Source organism: Agrobacterium sp. O3.4, assembly GCF_041414895.1.
Lineage (GTDB): Bacteria > Pseudomonadota > Alphaproteobacteria > Rhizobiales > Rhizobiaceae > Agrobacterium > Agrobacterium cucumeris.
In genome coordinates this window covers 1,588,862-1,604,754 of record NZ_JALPZP010000001.1, presented here as the reverse complement: position 1 = coordinate 1,604,754, position 15,893 = coordinate 1,588,862, and the positions used below count along the sequence as shown (strand labels likewise).

General features: G+C 60.0%; 15 protein-coding genes. 8 read left to right on the top strand and 7 right to left on the bottom strand.

Translation table 11 applies throughout. From position 1 onward, the window contains the following. Positions 1-4 precede the first annotated feature (4 nt). Positions 5-292, bottom strand: a complete 288-nt coding sequence (locus M0412_RS07775) for a winged helix-turn-helix transcriptional regulator (RefSeq protein ID WP_371338137.1) — start codon at positions 290-292, stop codon at positions 5-7. A gap of 186 nt (positions 293-478) precedes the next feature. Between M0412_RS07775 and M0412_RS07770 the strand changes: the two genes are divergently transcribed. Next, entirely contained in the window at positions 479-1,207 is a 729-nt protein-coding gene (locus M0412_RS07770) for an SDR family oxidoreductase (protein ID WP_269698414.1), read from the top strand. Between the two features lie 311 nt (positions 1,208-1,518). Next, positions 1,519-2,283 carry an isocitrate lyase/phosphoenolpyruvate mutase family protein gene (locus M0412_RS07765; RefSeq protein ID WP_269698413.1) on the top strand — a complete coding sequence of 255 codons (765 nt, stop codon included), beginning with the start codon at positions 1,519-1,521 and terminating at the stop codon, positions 2,281-2,283. Between the two features lie 49 nt (positions 2,284-2,332). Here the strand turns inward: M0412_RS07765 and M0412_RS07760 are convergent, their stop codons facing one another. Genes M0412_RS07760 through M0412_RS07750 form a run of 3 tightly spaced genes read right to left on the bottom strand, consistent with a single transcriptional unit; the run spans position 2,333 to position 4,060 of the window. Next, positions 2,333-2,836, bottom strand: coding sequence for a thioesterase family protein (locus M0412_RS07760; protein WP_269698412.1), 504 nt, complete (start codon positions 2,834-2,836; stop codon positions 2,333-2,335). Then, a complete protein-coding gene (locus M0412_RS07755) occupies positions 2,833-3,579 on the bottom strand; it encodes a class I SAM-dependent methyltransferase (RefSeq protein ID WP_269698411.1) in 747 nt (248 codons plus the stop codon). The genes M0412_RS07760 and M0412_RS07755 overlap by 4 nt, the downstream gene beginning before the upstream one ends. 10 nt (positions 3,580-3,589) lie before the next feature. Further along, entirely contained in the window at positions 3,590-4,060 is a 471-nt protein-coding gene (locus tag M0412_RS07750) for a MarR family winged helix-turn-helix transcriptional regulator (RefSeq protein ID WP_269698410.1), read from the bottom strand. A gap of 440 nt (positions 4,061-4,500) precedes the next feature. Here M0412_RS07750 and M0412_RS07745 point away from each other — a divergent pair, with 440 nt between their 5' ends. Together M0412_RS07745 and M0412_RS07740 are read left to right on the top strand one after the other, a co-directional pair. Then, positions 4,501-6,165 (top strand): electron transfer flavoprotein-ubiquinone oxidoreductase, encoded by a 1,665-nt coding sequence (locus M0412_RS07745; protein WP_269698409.1) that lies wholly within the window; start codon positions 4,501-4,503, stop codon positions 6,163-6,165. Between the two features lie 363 nt (positions 6,166-6,528). Further along, positions 6,529-7,269: a pentapeptide repeat-containing protein gene (locus tag M0412_RS07740; RefSeq protein WP_269698408.1), complete on the top strand. Its 741-nt coding sequence runs from the start codon at positions 6,529-6,531 to the stop codon at positions 7,267-7,269. A gap of 90 nt (positions 7,270-7,359) precedes the next feature. Here the strand turns inward: M0412_RS07740 and M0412_RS07735 are convergent, their stop codons facing one another. Continuing rightward, positions 7,360-8,376 (bottom strand): zinc-binding alcohol dehydrogenase family protein, encoded by a 1,017-nt coding sequence (locus M0412_RS07735; RefSeq protein ID WP_142839426.1) that lies wholly within the window; start codon positions 8,374-8,376, stop codon positions 7,360-7,362. A 103-nt stretch (positions 8,377-8,479) separates the two neighbouring features. On the opposite strand from M0412_RS07735, the gene M0412_RS07730 reads away from it, so the two are divergent. Next, entirely contained in the window at positions 8,480-8,869 is a 390-nt protein-coding gene (locus M0412_RS07730) for a helix-turn-helix domain-containing protein (protein ID WP_142839427.1), read from the top strand. Positions 8,870-8,989: 120 nt separating this feature from the next. After that, entirely contained in the window at positions 8,990-9,826 is an 837-nt protein-coding gene (locus tag M0412_RS07725) for an undecaprenyl-diphosphate phosphatase (protein WP_269698407.1), read from the top strand. Positions 9,827-9,976: 150 nt separating this feature from the next. On the opposite strand, the gene mgtE is transcribed toward M0412_RS07725, so the two are convergent. Both mgtE and M0412_RS07715 read right to left on the bottom strand, forming a co-directional pair. Next, a complete protein-coding gene (mgtE, locus tag M0412_RS07720; RefSeq protein WP_269698406.1) occupies positions 9,977-11,350 on the bottom strand; it encodes a magnesium transporter in 1,374 nt (457 codons plus the stop codon). Between the two features lie 248 nt (positions 11,351-11,598). Beyond that, positions 11,599-12,843, bottom strand: a complete 1,245-nt coding sequence (locus tag M0412_RS07715) for an MFS transporter (protein ID WP_269698405.1) — start codon at positions 12,841-12,843, stop codon at positions 11,599-11,601. 237 nt (positions 12,844-13,080) lie between these two features. On the opposite strand from M0412_RS07715, the gene M0412_RS07710 reads away from it, so the two are divergent. Continuing rightward, complete coding sequence (locus tag M0412_RS07710; protein WP_269698404.1) at positions 13,081-13,989, top strand: diacylglycerol kinase family protein; 909 nt, start codon at positions 13,081-13,083, stop codon at positions 13,987-13,989. A gap of 513 nt (positions 13,990-14,502) precedes the next feature. Continuing rightward, the gene (locus tag M0412_RS07705; RefSeq protein WP_269698403.1) at positions 14,503-15,876 is read left to right on the top strand and encodes an aspartate aminotransferase family protein; all 1,374 of its coding nucleotides are present in this window, start codon (positions 14,503-14,505) and stop codon (positions 15,874-15,876) included. Positions 15,877-15,893 lie beyond the last annotated feature (17 nt).

Sequence of the window (15,893 nt, the reverse complement as noted above, 5' to 3'; positions counted from 1 at the left end):
GAGGCTAATCCATCGATCTGTTGGCGGCAGCCAAACGATTGCGCTCGACCTCGGCAATATTTTGCAGAACCCAGCCGGTTAGCCTTGTAAGAGGTTCCGCCAGAGATTGACCAAGAGCGGTCAAATTATATTCCACCTGCGGGGGAATCGTCGGATAGACTTTTCTGGAAACGAGGCCATCATTCTCAAGAGCGCGCAGCGTTCTTGTCAGCATTTGCTGGCTAATTCCCCCTATAAGTCTGCGCAACTCATTGAACCTCCTTGGGCCATCAAGCAGCATCGTAATCGTCATTATAGTCCATTTGTCACCGATGCGGCCAAGCATCGGGCTAATGGGACGGCAATCCGCACTCGTTCCGGGTTGTGATGGCGGGGTAGGTAGATTCATGTGACCAGGCCCTAAAATTATGCGTTCTTGTGTTGTTCCCAGTCTAACATACATAGCTAGTCATGAAAACATACTGCCATAGGAGATGTTATGACTGACCGGAAAACAATTGCAATTTTTGGATATGGAACCGGGCTCGGCGCGTCCGTCGCGAGACGTTACGGTAAGGCTGGATTCAGGGTCGCCCTTGTTGCTCGCAATGCTCAATCCCTCAGCGAGAGGGTAGACGAACTGCTGGCGCAAGGGGTGGATGCCAGGGCCTTTCCTGCCGACCTCAACGAGATTGAAGCAATCCCGGCTCTGGTCCGTGATATCGAAGATAAGGCCGGTCCCATTCATACCGCGATTTTTGCGCCTGTCGGCAATTTCCGGATGCTTCCAGCGGTCGATCTGACATCAGCTTCGCTGAGAGAACTCACCAATATCCTGACATTCGCACCGGTTGAGGTTGTCAGGGCAGTATTGCCTGGGATGCTCGCTCGCGGCGATGGCGCGATCGTCATTGCGGATGGTCTTTCGGCCGTAACACCAATGCCGGGGCTAAGCGGCCCGGGCCCCGCTTTTGCTGCCACACGCAATTACATTCTTGGCCTTCACGATGAGATCAGGGATCGCGGAGTGTTCGCCGGAATGCTTCACATCGGAGCGATGATTGACAACTCCACGGGACTTCGTGCGGCAGTCGCCAACGGCCTGCCTGTCGGTGACGGGCGTTTTCCAACGATCGATCCTGACACACTTGCCCAGGAGATCTGGTCGCTCACAACCGAGCGGACCCATGCCGAAGCGATCCTGCCTGCGCAACATCACCAGCATTGAAGTGATTTGACTATTGATCGCAGGCAGCGACGATGCTGCTGCCTGCGATCAAGACGAGCTTGGTGGCGAGGGAGCCGACCGGTGGCTGACGATTGTGTTTACGACGGATGAGGAATGGGCGATCTGAGCGGGACACCCGAGACTGGCCGCACGCAGTGCTTGAAAATAAGGACATCGACGCCCGAAAATCGGCGGTCGCAGCGCAGGGTCAGTGTTAGCAGTTTTCCGGATTGTTGCAGCGGCTTCGGCCGCCTGTAACGACTGATTGGATGAGCAAAAGCTCGGCAATATCGATCACAGGAGAGACCGCGATGAACAGTCAAATCGAACGTGCGGAAATATTCCGCAGCTTGCACATTCCGGGTGATCCCATCGTCCTCTACAACATCTGGGATGCGGGAAGTGCGGTGGCCGTTGCGCGTGGCGGGGCGAAGGCGATAGCCACCGGAAGCTGGTCTGTCGCCGCGGCACAGGGTTATTCGGATGGTGAGGAAATGCCGCTGGATGACGCATTGTCAGTCGTCGCGCGCATAACGAAATGTGTCGATCTGCCTCTCACCGTGGATTTTGAAGGCGGTTATGCAGATGATCCCGCCGCCGTCAGGCAGAATGTTGGCCGCCTGTTTGCCCTCGGCGTCATCGGATTGAACTTCGAGGATCAGGTGGTGCACGGCAAGGGTCTGCATGACATCGGTCACCAGTCGGATCGGCTTCGGGCCGTCCGCAGCGCGGCAAGTGATGCCGGTATCCCGGTTTTCATCAATGCGCGAACGGATGTGTTTCTGAAGGCGGCGGAAGGGGTGGATCACGCAACCCTGCTGGACGACGTATTCGCCCGCGAGGCCGCCTATGCAGCAGCAGGCGCGGATGGCTTCTTCGTGCCCGGGCTGAAGGATAAAAAGCTGATCGAGAAAATATGCCGACAGACGACGCTGCCGATCAACGTCATGACATCGGGAGACACGGAAGAAGTTCGCGCATTGGCCTCGCTTGGGGTGGCGCGCATCAGCTTCGGACCCGCTCCATACGCCGAGGTCAGTCGCGATCTGGAAAAACGGGCACGTATTTTTGCTTGAGAGATGATCCGCATCGGGCGCGGCCGGCAGATCGCGCTCGTCTTCGCCATTACCGCCTTTGGGAAACGGGCAATCCAAGAGTTGCAAGCACCACGGCCGCTGCCGGCCCTTGGGAAGCCGCTGCAGCAGCGGACTTCTCACCCAGCTTTTTCATGAAACGGTCGGTGTCAACGAGCGCGCGCCGATGTGTTCCTTCGCCGATCAGTCCGGCGTCGTCGCGGCAGGTCACCCTGAAGAGGAGGGATTTCCCCTCAATCTCGATCAGTTCGATTTCGGCGGTAACCGTCATCCCGATGGCCGTTGCGGCGACGTGACTGACATCGACATGTGTGCCGAGGGTACATTGCCCTGCGTCGAGGAACGGCCGAAGGCCCTGCACACATGTCTGCTCGATGAAGGCGATCATGATTGCAGTCGCCAGAACCGGCGGCATGTCTTGAAAACCCGGCCAGGAATCGTCGATCTCAGGCACGGTGTGGAGGGGCGCGACGCGCAGCTGTTCGATATGACGCAGTCCGACAGCGGGTCGCGGAGGCGTGATGATCTGGCTCATAATGTCCCCAATCGCATGTTGATCGGCCATGAAATTGGCAGCCTCCGCGCCGGATCGCCCCAGAGAGCCGAGATATCGCGCACGAAGTTTTCCAGAATGTCGTCGCGCCCGGCTTCATTGACGCGCCGTACAGCCGACCAGGTCGACAGATAACCCAGAAACTCCCCAAGCTCCCAGACCCGGTCTATCGCCATGTCAGGATAGGGCAGTTCCTCGAACGGAAATTCGATATCGGCATATCCTGAATCGACAAGCTTGCGCTCCGGCGGCCAGTAGGGGCCGATTTCGTCGCGGTAGAATATATCGAACCGGTCCTGAAGCCCTGAAGGCGCCAGTTGCATGATGCCATAGCTGACCAGCGCGATGATTGCACCGTCTTCAGCGATGCGCCGCACCTCGGCATAAAAACGCGGCAGGTCGAACCAGTGGGCCGCCTGCGCCGCCGTTATCAGGCTCACGCTTTTCTCCGGCAGCGGTAGCTTTTCTGCGGGAGCGCAGAGATAGTTGATATTGGTGTGCCGGCGCGTATTCGCAATCTGGTCCTGGCTGGGATCGATACCGATCACCTTGTTGAAATGGTCCGCGAGCTGCCGCGTCAGCTGCCCGTTTCCACATCCGACATCGACGGCACAACCCCGGCCGTCAACGGTTTGCGCGAGAAACCGCGCAAGCCCTGCCGGATATTCCGGTCTGAACAATGCATAGGCGCTGCCGCCCGTGTCGAACCAGTTTTGCGCGGTCATTTCAGTTTTCCTAGTCATGACGTTTTTCTGCTTCTGCCAGCCGATCCGCGAAGCCATGTCGTTCGAGCGCCGCTGCGAGGCTTCCAAGAATTTTCAGAACCGGAAAGCCGATTTCGGCTTCAAGCTCATGGATGGCGCGGAAGGTCGTTTCCCAGTGCGGCTCCAGCTTTTGCAGAAGTTGGAGACCACGCTCGGTCAGCCTCAGACCGCTCTTCCTTCCATCATCCAATGCATGCCGGACAATCAGCCCGTCCTTCAGCATCAGGCCGACCGTCTGGCTGATCGCGCCCTGGGTAAGGCTGCTGGCGGTGGTGATGTCCGTTATCGTCACGGCGCCGGCGCTCAATGCGCGCAGCACCGGCGTGTAGCGCGGGCGATAGTCGAGATCGAGTGCCCGATAACGCTCGGCGGCACCCTGATCGACAAGTTCTCCGACATAACGGAGGAGTTCGCCCAGACCGGGCCTGTGATTGATAACCATGTGAGGTGATTTACATTAGCGCTAATGTAATTTCAAGTGGGACTCGTTGCGCATGTTGAAGTGTTGGAAGTCGCCGTTAAGCGTTCCGTGCAAGGCGGAAGGAAAGCCGAGTTTGATCCATGATAAGGCGAAACGAATGCGCTTGCTATTCCTTGATCGACAGCTGCCGACACCCTTGACGCTTATGCCCGTCGCTTCTATTCTCATGTTTACGTGAACGTAAAAGTAATAAATCAATCGTCAGGTTGTCTGACAATTAAGTGGCGTGCGACATGTTTTGCCGCTATAGAAGCTCGACAAAGGCGTCTTGCTTTGCGAAGACAGGGGAGGCGAACTCCTTGTTGCGCACGGGCTTTTTACCTCGCACCGGCAATGGCCTGCCGATGGTGGAAAGCGGATATAATAACAGCCGGATGGGACCGGCGATCTGAGAGGATGAAATGACGGAAGCGATGGAACTGCCCGAACGCGAAGCGATGGAATTCGACGTTGTGATCGTCGGTGCGGGTCCTGCGGGTCTTGCCGCCGCGATCCGGCTGAAGCAGGTGGAGCCTGAGCTTTCGGTTGTCGTTCTCGAAAAGGGTGCTGAAGTCGGCGCCCATATCCTCTCCGGCGCGGTGGTCGATCCGATCGGCATCGACCGGCTTTTGCCCGGCTGGCGCGAAGAGGAGGGGCATCCCTTCAAGACCGAGGTCAAGGACGACCAGTTCATGTTTTTAGGCCCGGCCGGCTCCATCCGCCTGCCGAATTTCATGATGCCGCCCTTGATGAACAATCACGGCAATTACATCGTCTCGCTCGGCCTCGTCTGTCGATGGCTGGCGGAAAAGGCGGAAGGGCTCGGCGTCGAGATCTATCCGGGCTTTGCCGCCACCGAAGTGCTTTATAATGACGAAGGCGCTGTCATCGGTGTCGCCACCGGTGATATGGGCATCGAAAAGAACGGCGAGCCTGGCCCTGCCTTCACCCGCGGCATGGAACTGCACGGCAAATACGTGCTGATCGGCGAGGGTGTGCGTGGTTCGCTCGCCAAGCAGCTGATTTCCAGGTTTGATCTGTCGAGGGATCGCGAGCCGCAGAAGTTCGGCATCGGCATCAAGGAGCTCTGGCAGGTCAAACCGGAGCACCACAAACAGGGTCTCGTGCAGCATTCCTTCGGCTGGCCGCTGGGTTTCAAGACGGGTGGCGGTTCGTTCCTCTATCATCTCGAGGACAATCTCGTTGCCGTCGGCTTCGTGGTGCATCTCAACTACAAGAACCCCTATCTTTATCCCTTCGAGGAATTCCAGCGCTTCAAGACACACCCGGCCATTCGCGATACGTTCGAGGGCGGCAAGCGCATTTCCTATGGCGCGCGCGCCATCACCGAAGGCGGGTATCAGTCGGTGCCGAAGCTCACTTTCCCGGGCGGCGCGCTGATCGGCTGTTCGGCCGGTCTCGTCAACGTGCCGCGCATCAAGGGCAGCCACAATGCCGTGCTGTCGGGCATGCTGGCGGCGGACAAGATCGCCGCGGCGATTGCAGCCGGCCGCGCCCATGACGAGGTGGCTGAGATCGAGGCCGAATGGCGCGAAGGCGATATCGGCAAGGATCTGAAGCGGGTGCGCAACGTCAAGCCGCTCTGGTCGAAATTCGGCACGCTGGTTGGCGTCGGCCTCGGCGGTCTGGACATGTGGACGAACCAGCTGTTCGGTTTCTCGCTCTTCGGCACGCTGAAGCATGGCAAGACGGATGCGCAGAGCCTCGAGCCGGCTTCGAAGCACAAGCCTATCGCCTATCCGAAGCCGGATGGCGTTCTGACTTTCGACCGCCTGTCCTCGGTATTCCTGTCCTCCACCAACCATGAGGAAGACCAGCCGGTGCATCTTCAGGTGAAGGACATGGAGCTGCAGAAGCGCTCCGAACACGATGTCTATGCCGGTCCTTCGACGCGTTATTGTCCGGCAGGTGTCTACGAGTGGGTGGAGAAGGATGGAGAGGAGGTCTACGTCATCAACGCCCAGAACTGCGTGCACTGCAAGACCTGCGACATCAAGGATCCCAACCAGAACATCAACTGGGTGCCGCCGCAGGGCGGTGAGGGGCCGGTTTACGCCAATATGTGATGGTGGCTAAAAGGGGTGAATTCCCCTCCGTCGTTGTATTCGGGCCTATCCCGTTTCCGCCATTCCGGCCTTGAGCCGGAATCCAGCCGGCGCGCGCCTGCGCGGCGAGAACGCCTTTTCACGGCACAGACGCGCCGTGGCCGGATGCCGGCTCAAGGCCGGCGTGACGAAGGCGAAAGCGTTCTTTGCCCCTGCCTATTTGTGGATTGCTCTTCGATTTCTTACATATAGGATGTTGGGGTGTCCTGCCGTCAACTGGCCCGTGGAATGCGGGATGGAAATGCGGTAACGCCTTGAATGTGCATATGGTCCCCAGGGGCGGCTCACGTTTGCGCCGTCGCTCCGGTGGCAGGGAGTAAGAGAATGCCCGGCTTTCAGAAGCTGAATATCGTGCGGACGACAAGGTTTGGTGCCGCTTTGGCGGCCGGCGTGGTTATTGCCGTTTCGCTGAGCGGCGGTCCGCTGGTGGCTGCCAGCTGCCGCGCCGATGCCATGGCCGGCATCGACTGGCGCGAATGCAACAAGCGTCTCCTGATGCTGGGTGGCAGCAATCTCGATTCGGCGATGCTTTACGGAGCGGACTTTACCTATACCGACCTGCGTGGCTCGTCGATGAAGGGCGCCAATCTCGAAAAGGCGAAACTCATCCGCACGGCGCTGGGGGAGGCGAACCTGCAGGGCGCCAATCTGACCAAGGTGGAAGCTTATCGTAGCGACTTTAGCGCCGCCGACGCCACCAACGCCAAATTTATCAACGCCGAAATGCAGCGCACCAAGTTCGAAAAAACCAAGCTCGACGGTACGGATTTCACCAAGGCCGAACTCGGCCGCGCCGATTTCGAGGGCGCGACGCTGAACGGCTCGAAATTTTCCCTCACCAACCTGTCGCGCGCCCGCTTCGGTGGCGCAACACTCGGCGGCCCGGTGGATTTCACCAGTGCCTTCCTGCTCCTGACGCGCATCGAGGGGGTGGATCTTTCCACCGCGACAGGGCTGGAGCAAAGACAGGTCGATATTGCCTGCGGCGATGCCAAGACAAAATTGCCGAGCGGCCTGACCACGCCCGCATCATGGCCGTGCCCTGAAGATCCGGACGACGACTGACAAGACAAAATCCACGCGAGTTTTTTGCGCGTGGCAGCGGCACAGGGCGGAATTGGCGCGCCCGCACAGGCGGACGCGCCGTCGCGTCGGTCAGAAGCCTGAAAGCACGATCTTGCCCTTGGCCTTGTTGCTCTCGATCAGCGCATGCGCCTTGATGAGATTTGCGGCATTGATAGTGCCGAAGACTTCCGTCAGCGTCGTCTTGATCTTGCCAGCATCGACCAGTTTCGCAACGTGGTTCAGCAGCTTGTGCTGCTCGATCATGTCTGGTGTCTCAAAGACCGCGCGGGCGAACATCATTTCCCAATGGATCGATACGCATTTGCGTTTGAAGGCCATGACATCGAAACCGCCGGCTGGATCGTCGATCAGCGCGAAACGGCCCTGCGGCGCAATGGTCGCCACGCTGTCGGCGGCGTGGATGTCGCTATGGGTGGTTGAAAACACGAAGCCCGGCGCGCCGAGGCCAAGCGCCTCCACCTGCGGGGCAATCGGCTTGCTGTGATCGACGACATGATGCGCGCCGAGGTCTTTCGCCCAGGCCATCGTTTCCGGCCGCGAGGCGGTGGCGATGACGGTAAGGTCCGTCAACGCCCGCAGAAGCTGGATGGCAATTGAACCGACGCCACCGGCGCCACCGATGACCAGAACGGCGTTGGCTGCGCCCGGAACCGGATCCTTCACCCGCAGCCGGTCGAACAACGTCTCGTAAGCGGTGATTGCCGTCAGCGGCAGGGCTGCGGCTTCCTCGAAATTCAGCGATTTCGGCTTTTCGCCGACAATGCGTTCATCGACCAGGTGGAATTCGCTGTTGGAGCCGGGACGGTTGATGACACCGGCGTAAAACACCTCGTCGCCGGGCTTGAACAGCGAGACCTTGTCACCGATGGCCTTCACCACGCCCGCCGCATCGAAACCGAGCACGCGGGTAGCACCATTTTCCGGCGACTGGTTGCGGCGCACCTTGGTGTCAACGGGGTTGACCGAAACGGCCTTCACCTCCACCAGAATGTCGTGCCCCTTCGCCTCCGGCTGCGGCAGGTCGATATCGACAAGCGCATCGCTGGCGGTGATGGGCTGGCTTGTCCTGTAACCGATGGCGCGCATGAACAGTCTCCTTTGCTTGTTTGCGTGCCTCTTACTTGATACATATGAACATCAATCGCAAGAATGCACATTTTGTGATGATACATACAAAAAGGATACTGTGATGTCGCGACCGCGCGCCAAGCTCACCGGCAATTTTCCCGGTTGCCCGGTGGAATCGACCTTGAGTTTTCTCGACGGAAAATGGAAAGGCGTGATCCTTTATCACCTCATCAACGAGGGCACGCTGCGCTTCAACGAGCTGCGCCGCCATATTCCAAGCGTCACCCAGCGCATGCTCACCAAGCAGCTGCGCGAACTGGAGGAGGCGGGTCTGATTTCGCGCACCGTCTTCCCGGTGGTGCCGCCACGTGTGGACTACGCGCTGACGCCGCTTGGCGACACGATGAAGCCGGTGATTTCGGCGCTGAAAAGCTGGGGCGACGCCCATGTCGTCTGCAAGAATGGCGCGAAATACACACAGCTTCCCCAGGCCGAGGAAAAGGCCGCCTGAAAAATCACGGGTAAGACCACGTGCCGCTTTCCATGCTCGCGATGGTGCGATGCAACATGTATTTGCCCCGATTAATGCATAATGCTGCCATCGTGATTCGCAGCAGGGACATCAAAGCACATGAGCATGGGTTGGATGGAGGCCGGATTTCTCGGCCTTTTGCAAGGACTTACGGAATTTCTTCCGATTTCTTCAAGCGCGCATCTGAGGATAGCCGGGGAGTTCCTGCCCTCCGGCGCCGATCCCGGGGCCGCCTTCACCGCGATTACGCAAATCGGCACGGAAATGGCCGTGCTGGTCTATTTCTGGTCGGATATCATGCGCATTGCCGCCGCCTGGCTGCGGCAGAACCTGCGCCTCGGCCCCTATGACAAGGCGGATGCCCGCCTTGGCTGGCTCATCATCGTCGGTTCTGTGCCGATCGTGTTTCTCGGCCTGTTCTTCAAGGATGCCATCGAACATTCGCTGCGCAACCTCTATATCACCGCCGTGATGCTGATCGTCTTCGGCATCGTTCTTGGCATTGCCGACAGGATCGGTGAAAAACGCTACAAGCTGAACCAGCTGATCTGGCGCGACGGTATCCTCTTCGGTTTCGCGCAGGCCATGGCGCTCATCCCCGGCGTCTCGCGCTCGGGCGGCACCATCAGCGCCGGCCTGCTGCTCGGCTACACCCGCGAGGCGGCGGCCCGTTATTCCTTCCTGCTCGCCGTTCCCGCCGTCTTCGGTTCCGGTTTCTACCAGCTCTTCAAGAGCATCGGCGAGGACAATCCGGTCGGCTGGGGGCAGACGGGACTTGCCACCCTGATCGCCTTCATCGTCGGTTATGCGGTTATTGTCGTCTTCCTCAAGCTGGTCTCCACCAAGAGCTACATGCCCTTCGTCTGGTACCGCGTGGTTATCGGCTTCATCCTGCTGGGGCTTCTGGGAACGGGCGCCATCAGCGCCGGCGGGTGAGGGGAGCCGTACTCGCCGTCATCCTCGGGCTTGACCCGAGGATCCATCGTGAGCCGGGTTGTGGATCCTCGGGTCAAGCCCGAGGATGACAATGGCGAGATTTCGATTTGTAAAAGTGAGGCCCGCTCTTTCGAGCGGGCCTTTCGTCTTTTAGAGCAACGTACCGCTCAAGATCACCAGCGCCACCGAGAAGTAGATGACGAGGCCGCTGACATCCACTAGCGTGGCGACGAAGGGGGCAGATGCGCTGGCGGGGTCAAGCCGCAGGCGCTGCAGGATGAAGGGCAGCATGGAGCCGGCAAGCGAACCGAAGGTAACGATGCCGACAAGTGCCGAAAACACGGTGGCGCCCACCAGCAGCCAGTGGTCGCCGTAATCGTAAAAGCCGGCCTGCTGCCAGACCGTGAGCCGCAGGAAGCCGATGGCGCCCAGAATGCAGCCGAGCGTCAGGCCCGTCGGGATTTCCCGAAGCAGCACCCGCCACCAGTCGGAAAGCTTCAGTTCGCCGAGCGCCAGCGCCCGGATGATGAGCGAGGTAGCCTGCGAACCGGAGTTGCCGCCCGAAGACATGATGAGCGGAATGAACAGCGTCAGCACCACGGCCTTTTCCAGCTCGCCCTCGAAATGCTGCATGGCGCTGGCCGTCAGCATTTCGCCGAGAAAGAGCGCTGCGAGCCAGCCGGCGCGCTTGCGGATCATGTCCGGAAAGCCGATCGTCATGTAGGGCTTGCCGAGCGCCTCCATACCACCGAACTTGTGGGCGTCTTCCGTTGTATCGGCGATCATGGTGTCGATCACGTCGTCAACGGTGACGATGCCGAGAATATGCGAGCGGTCATCGACAACGGGCAGCGCCAGCAGGTCGTGCTTGCGGATCAGCCGGGCAACATCCTCCTGCGACATCAGGGGGCTGGCGCAGACGATGCCTTCCTTCGATGCGACAGAGAGGATGGAAGCACCGGCTTCGCCGGTCAGCAGGCGACGCAGCGTCACGACGGTGGAAAGCGTTCCGTCCTGCGCCAGCACATAGATGGCATAGACCGTTTCACGCGACCGCTCGACAACGCGGATGTGCGAAAGGGTCTGTTCCACCGTCCAGTCATCAGGCACGCTGACGAATTCCGTGGTCATGATAGAGCCGGCCGTGCGCGGCGGATACCCCATCAGGTGCTTGATGGAGAGCGCCGTCGTGCGGTCCAGCCGGGAAAACAGCTTTGCGCGCGGTTCTTCGGCCATTTCCGCCATGACGTCGGCAACGCGGTCGTCAGACATCAGGTTGACGAAGCGGGCAGCCTGTTCGACAGGAATATGGGCGATGATGGCGGCTGCGCCGTGCAGTTCGGGCCGGTCGAGAATGGCGACGGCCTTTGCCTGCGGCATGGCGAGCAGGGCGGTTGCGGCTTCGCCGACATCAAGCGTGTTGAGGTGCTCGACGCGTTCGGCAATGGTGGTGGAGCCGGCATTTCCGCTACGAAGAAGACGTGCGGCCTTGCTGGCCCTCTGGGAGAGGTTGTGGAAGTTCATGATTGCTCACCTTTCCGTCGATTCGCCGATAACGGCGAACGCGGTGGTGAGCCGACAGCGGTCGGATCAGTTCACGTTCGCCGGTCTCGGCAAAGGCAATCGACTGCTACTGTCGCTAGACATCTAATGATGCTCCGTTGAAATCCGCGCCGTGCCGCAAGGCATGCGCGTAAGGCCGTGTTGCGCCTGAAACCGAAAAGAGTCAAGCGCCCGATTGTGAAATTTCCGTAAGCTGCGATAGGGTCGGCTCAGGCCGCCTTTTCGCGCCGCTCGACGGTGACGGAAATGAGGAAAACGCCGAGCCCGAGCAGCGACAGAACTGCGCCGACATAACCTGTCGAGGCATAGCCATAACCCATGGCGATGACCAGCCCGCCGAGCCAGGCGCCAAGCGCATTGGCGATGTTGAAGGCGGAGTGGTTGGAGGCGGCGGCCAGCGTCTGGGCATCCTGCGCCACATCCATCAGCCGCGTCTGCACGGCAGGACACGCGGCAAAACCGCAGCCGATCAGGAAGACGCAGAGGCACAACATGAACGGTTCATGCGCCGTCATGCCGAACACGACCATGACCAGCACGTTGAAGGCGAGCATGCCGCCAATCGTGCCGTTGAGCGAGATATCCGCCAGCCGCGAGCCGACCACATTGCCGACATTCATGCCGATGCCAAATAGCGCCAGCACCATGGAGACGGTGGAAACCGGCATCATCGCCACATCAGTGGTGGTCTTGGCGATATAGCTGAACACCGAGAACATGCCGCCGAAACCGACAGACGCGATGGCAAGCGTAAGCCACACCTGCACGCGGCGAAAAGCGCCGAGTTCGCGCCAGACGCTTGCACCTTCCTCCACCCGGTCACGCGGCTGGAACAGCCAGAGCAGGGCGACGGTCAGAAGTGCTATGCCGCCGACCAGCATGAAGGCGGCGCGCCAGGACAGCAGCTGGCCGAAAAAGGTGGCAAGCGGTGTGCCGAGCAGCGTGGCGACGGTGAGGCCGAGCATGACGCGGCCGACGGCGCGGGCGCGTTTATGGATCGGCGCCATCGAGGCCGCCACCAGCGCGGCGACGCCGAAATAGGCGCCATGCGGCAGGCCGGTGATGAAGCGCAGTACGGTGAAGCTCAGAAAGTCAGGTGCGACGGCGCTCAAGATATTGCCGGCTGCAAAAAGCCCCATCAGGCCGAGGAGCAAAGCGCGCCGTGTCATGCGCGCGGCAAGGATGGCGATGATCGGCGCGCCGATGACAACGCCGAGCGCATAGGCCGTGATAACATAACCCGCCTGCGGCACCGTCACGCCATAGGTCGTGGCGACGTCAGGCAACAGGCCCATGATGGCGAATTCGCCGGTGCCGATGCCGAAGCCGCCGGCGGCCAGCGCCAGCTCGATAAGCGCGATGGCAAGCGGCGAGAGCGCCACGGCCGGAGTGTCCGTGTAAACGGTTTCATTCCCCGCTGCGGGACGGGCTTCGGAAATTTTCGACTGGCTCATGATGACCTGAGAAGGGGGAGGACCCCACAGAAAAAAGGGCAAGACCGTATGGGAGCGGTCTGCCCTGACTGGAGATGCGCGGTCATGAAAATGACCTTAAGTGATCCCTAACATGAAATGATGCGTTGCGGTAGAGCGATTCTCGGTAAAAGAGCATCTTCACGCGATGGTGTTCGGAACTCTATATGAAGCCAGGCATTTACGCGCGGCTGCGAACGTTACGGGACCGGGTTGGACATGAAGCTCATTGCAATTTTCAATCGTGATGGCGGCACCTTTCGCACCACCGATATGGACGCCTATTGCGACCACGCCCGTGCGGTCTTTTCCCGGGCGGGGCACCAGATCGAATGCCGTCTGGTTTCCGGAAAGGACATTGTCGAGGAAATGCAACGCGCTGCCGATGAGCCTGATATTGAAGGCATCATTGCCGGTGGTGGCGATGGCACCATTTCGGCCGCCGCCGGCATCGCCTGGAAACAGGGCATTGCGCTCGGCATCGTGCCGGCCGGCACCATGAACCTGTTTGCCCGCTCGCTGAAACTGCCGCTCGACATTCGCCTGGTGCTGGAAACGCTGGCAAATGGCGAGATCGCCAGCGTGGATATAGCCAGCGCCAACGGCCGGCTTTTCGTTCACCAGTTTTCCGCCGGCCTGCATTCGCGCATGGTGCGTTATCGCAACAACCTCGCTTTCGCCTCCCGCCTCGGCAAGATCAAGGCAAGCATCCGCGCGGCCATCAGCGTCATCCTCAATCCGCCGGTCTTCGAGGTGGAATATACCGTCAATGGCGAAACCCAGCACCGCAAGGTCTCGGCCATTTCCGTCTCCAACAATGAATTCGGCCAGAACTCGCTGCTGGTGGCGGATAATGTATCCGGCGGTCATCTCGGTTTTTACCTCACCGATCCGCTGCGCCCTTCCGGTGTCGCAAGGCTTGCCTTCGACATTCTGCGCGGCAGGCTGAAGGAAAACGCCGCCGTGACAGCCATGACGGTGACGGATGTGGAACTGCATTTTCCGAAGAAACGCCACGATGTGCGCTGCGTCATCGATGGCGAATTGCTGCCGATGGAGCGGGATGTGGCGCTGGAGGTGCATGCCGGCGAGTTGAAGGTGCTGGTGGGGCGGGCGTTTTTCGCATAGCGCGAACGGAGTACGTTGGATTGGGTGATCGCCGCTTGTTTCTTCTCCCCGAGGGGGAGAAGTCCGCGGCAGCGGGACGAGGGGGCGAACTCTCCGTCTCTCGCTGGCGTCGCCCCCTCATCCGACCCTTCGGGCCACCTTCTCCCCGGCGGGGAGAAGAAACAAGGGGCGATATCCTGCCCCTTCATTACTGTCCCAAGAACGCCAGCGTCGCCAAATCGAATCCGCTTCACCATGTTAGAAATGAGCGAATGCCGCTTGTTTCTTCTCCCCGAGGGGGAGAAGTCCGCGGCAGCGGGATGAGGGGGCGAGCTCTCCGAATTCCGGCAACCTCGCCCCCTCATCCGACCCTTCGGACCACTTTCTCCCCCTCGGGGAGAAGAAACCCGGCCGCCTCCGTTCGTCCAGGCCGCCCCCTGAAAATCACCAGCCTTGCCAAATCAAAGCCGCCCGGCCATGTTCGGCGGGCGCGGTGGCGTGAGCGCCGTCGCCTTTATGGGAGTGCGATCTGTCATGAATGAAGTCTCCAAGCCGATGTCCAACCTTGCCGCCATCGATGCCGCCCATCACCTCCATCCCTTTTCCGATATGGGCAAACTGAATGCCGCCGGCACCCGCATCATCGAACGGGCCGAAGGGGTGTTCATCTATGACAGTACCGGCAAGAAATACCTCGACGCCTTTGCCGGCCTCTGGTGTGTGAATATTGGCTATGGACGCCGCGAAATCGCTGATGTCGTTCAGAGGCAGATGAACGAACTGCCCTATTACAACGCTTTTTTCGGAACGACCACGCCGCCCGCGACACTTCTGGCGCAGAAGATCGCCTCGCGCGCCGGGCCTGGCATGAACCATGTGTTCTTCACCAATTCCGGTTCGGAAGCCACCGACACCTGGTTCCGCATGGCGCGGGTCTACTGGAAGGCGCTTGGCCATCCGACGAAGACGAAGGTCATTGCCCGCCGCAACGGCTATCACGGCTCGACGGTTGCCGGCGCCTCGCTCGGCGGCATGAAATGGATGCACGAGCAGGGCAACCTGCCGATCGAAGGCGTTGCCCATATCGGCCAGCCCTATTGGTATGCCGAAGGCGGCGATCTTTCGCCCGCCGAATTTGGCCTGAAAGTGGCCCGCGAACTGGATGCGAAGATCGATGAACTCGGCGAGGAAAACGTCGCCGCTTTCGTCGCTGAACCCATTCAGGGGGCAGGCGGCGTCATCGTGCCGCCGGAAACCTATTGGCCGGAAATCGCCCGCATCTGCAAGGCGCGCAATATCCTGCTCGTATCGGATGAGGTGATCTGCGGTTTCGGCCGTCTCGGCTCATGGTTCGGTTACCAGCATTTCGGCGTGGAGCCGGATTTCGCCCCCGTCGCCAAGGGCCTTTCATCCGGTTATCTGCCGATCGGCGGCGTCATCGTTTCCGACCGGGTGGCGGAAGTGATGTTGTCGGAAGTCGGCGACTTCAACCACGGCTTTACCTATTCCGGCCACCCCGTCTGTGCCGCCGCCGCGCTGGAAAACCTTCGCATCATCGAGAATGAGGGTCTGGTGGAGCGGGTGCGCGACGATATCGGTCCGTATTTCTCCAAAGGCTGGAAAAGTCTTGATGATCACGAATTGGTGGGCGAGGCCGTGAATGTCGGCCTGATGGGCGGCCTGCAGATAACGGCCGACAAGGCAATCCGCAGACGTTTCGCCAAGCCCGATGATATCGGTACCGCCGTGCGCAACCATTGCCTGGCAAACGGCCTTGTCATGCGTGCGACTGGCGACCGCATGCTGGCCTCACCGGCGCTGACCATCAGTCGCTCGGAAGTGGATGAGATCATAGAAACGTTGCGCAAGGGGCTCGATCATCTGCGCGATACGCGAGAGCATTTCTAGGAAAAGTCGACACCAGT

Bases quoted from the DNA above. Each gene is read 5' to 3' on its own strand.
- M0412_RS07725 (WP_269698407.1), top strand. From the start codon at position 8,990: ATGAGCATGGGTTGGATGGAGGCCGGATTTCTCGGCCTTTTGCAAGGA.
- M0412_RS07760 (WP_269698412.1), bottom strand. From the start codon at position 2,836: ATGAGCCAGATCATCACGCCTCCGCGACCCGCTGTCGGACTGCGTCAT.
- mgtE (WP_269698406.1), bottom strand. From the start codon at position 11,350: ATGAACTTCCACAACCTCTCCCAGAGGGCCAGCAAGGCCGCACGTCTT.
- M0412_RS07705 (WP_269698403.1), top strand. From the start codon at position 14,503: ATGAATGAAGTCTCCAAGCCGATGTCCAACCTTGCCGCCATCGATGCC.
- M0412_RS07740 (WP_269698408.1), top strand. From the start codon at position 6,529: ATGCCCGGCTTTCAGAAGCTGAATATCGTGCGGACGACAAGGTTTGGT.
- M0412_RS07735 (WP_142839426.1), bottom strand. From the start codon at position 8,376: ATGCGCGCCATCGGTTACAGGACAAGCCAGCCCATCACCGCCAGCGAT.
- M0412_RS07765 (WP_269698413.1), top strand. From the start codon at position 1,519: ATGAACAGTCAAATCGAACGTGCGGAAATATTCCGCAGCTTGCACATT.
- M0412_RS07715 (WP_269698405.1), bottom strand. From the start codon at position 12,843: ATGAGCCAGTCGAAAATTTCCGAAGCCCGTCCCGCAGCGGGGAATGAA.
- M0412_RS07750 (WP_269698410.1), bottom strand. From the start codon at position 4,060: ATGGTTATCAATCACAGGCCCGGTCTGGGCGAACTCCTCCGTTATGTC.
- M0412_RS07730 (WP_142839427.1), top strand. From the start codon at position 8,480: ATGTCGCGACCGCGCGCCAAGCTCACCGGCAATTTTCCCGGTTGCCCG.
- M0412_RS07745 (WP_269698409.1), top strand. From the start codon at position 4,501: ATGACGGAAGCGATGGAACTGCCCGAACGCGAAGCGATGGAATTCGAC.
- M0412_RS07710 (WP_269698404.1), top strand. From the start codon at position 13,081: ATGAAGCTCATTGCAATTTTCAATCGTGATGGCGGCACCTTTCGCACC.
- M0412_RS07775 (WP_371338137.1), bottom strand. From the start codon at position 292: ATGACGATTACGATGCTGCTTGATGGCCCAAGGAGGTTCAATGAGTTG.
- M0412_RS07770 (WP_269698414.1), top strand. From the start codon at position 479: ATGACTGACCGGAAAACAATTGCAATTTTTGGATATGGAACCGGGCTC.
- M0412_RS07755 (WP_269698411.1), bottom strand. From the start codon at position 3,579: ATGACCGCGCAAAACTGGTTCGACACGGGCGGCAGCGCCTATGCATTG.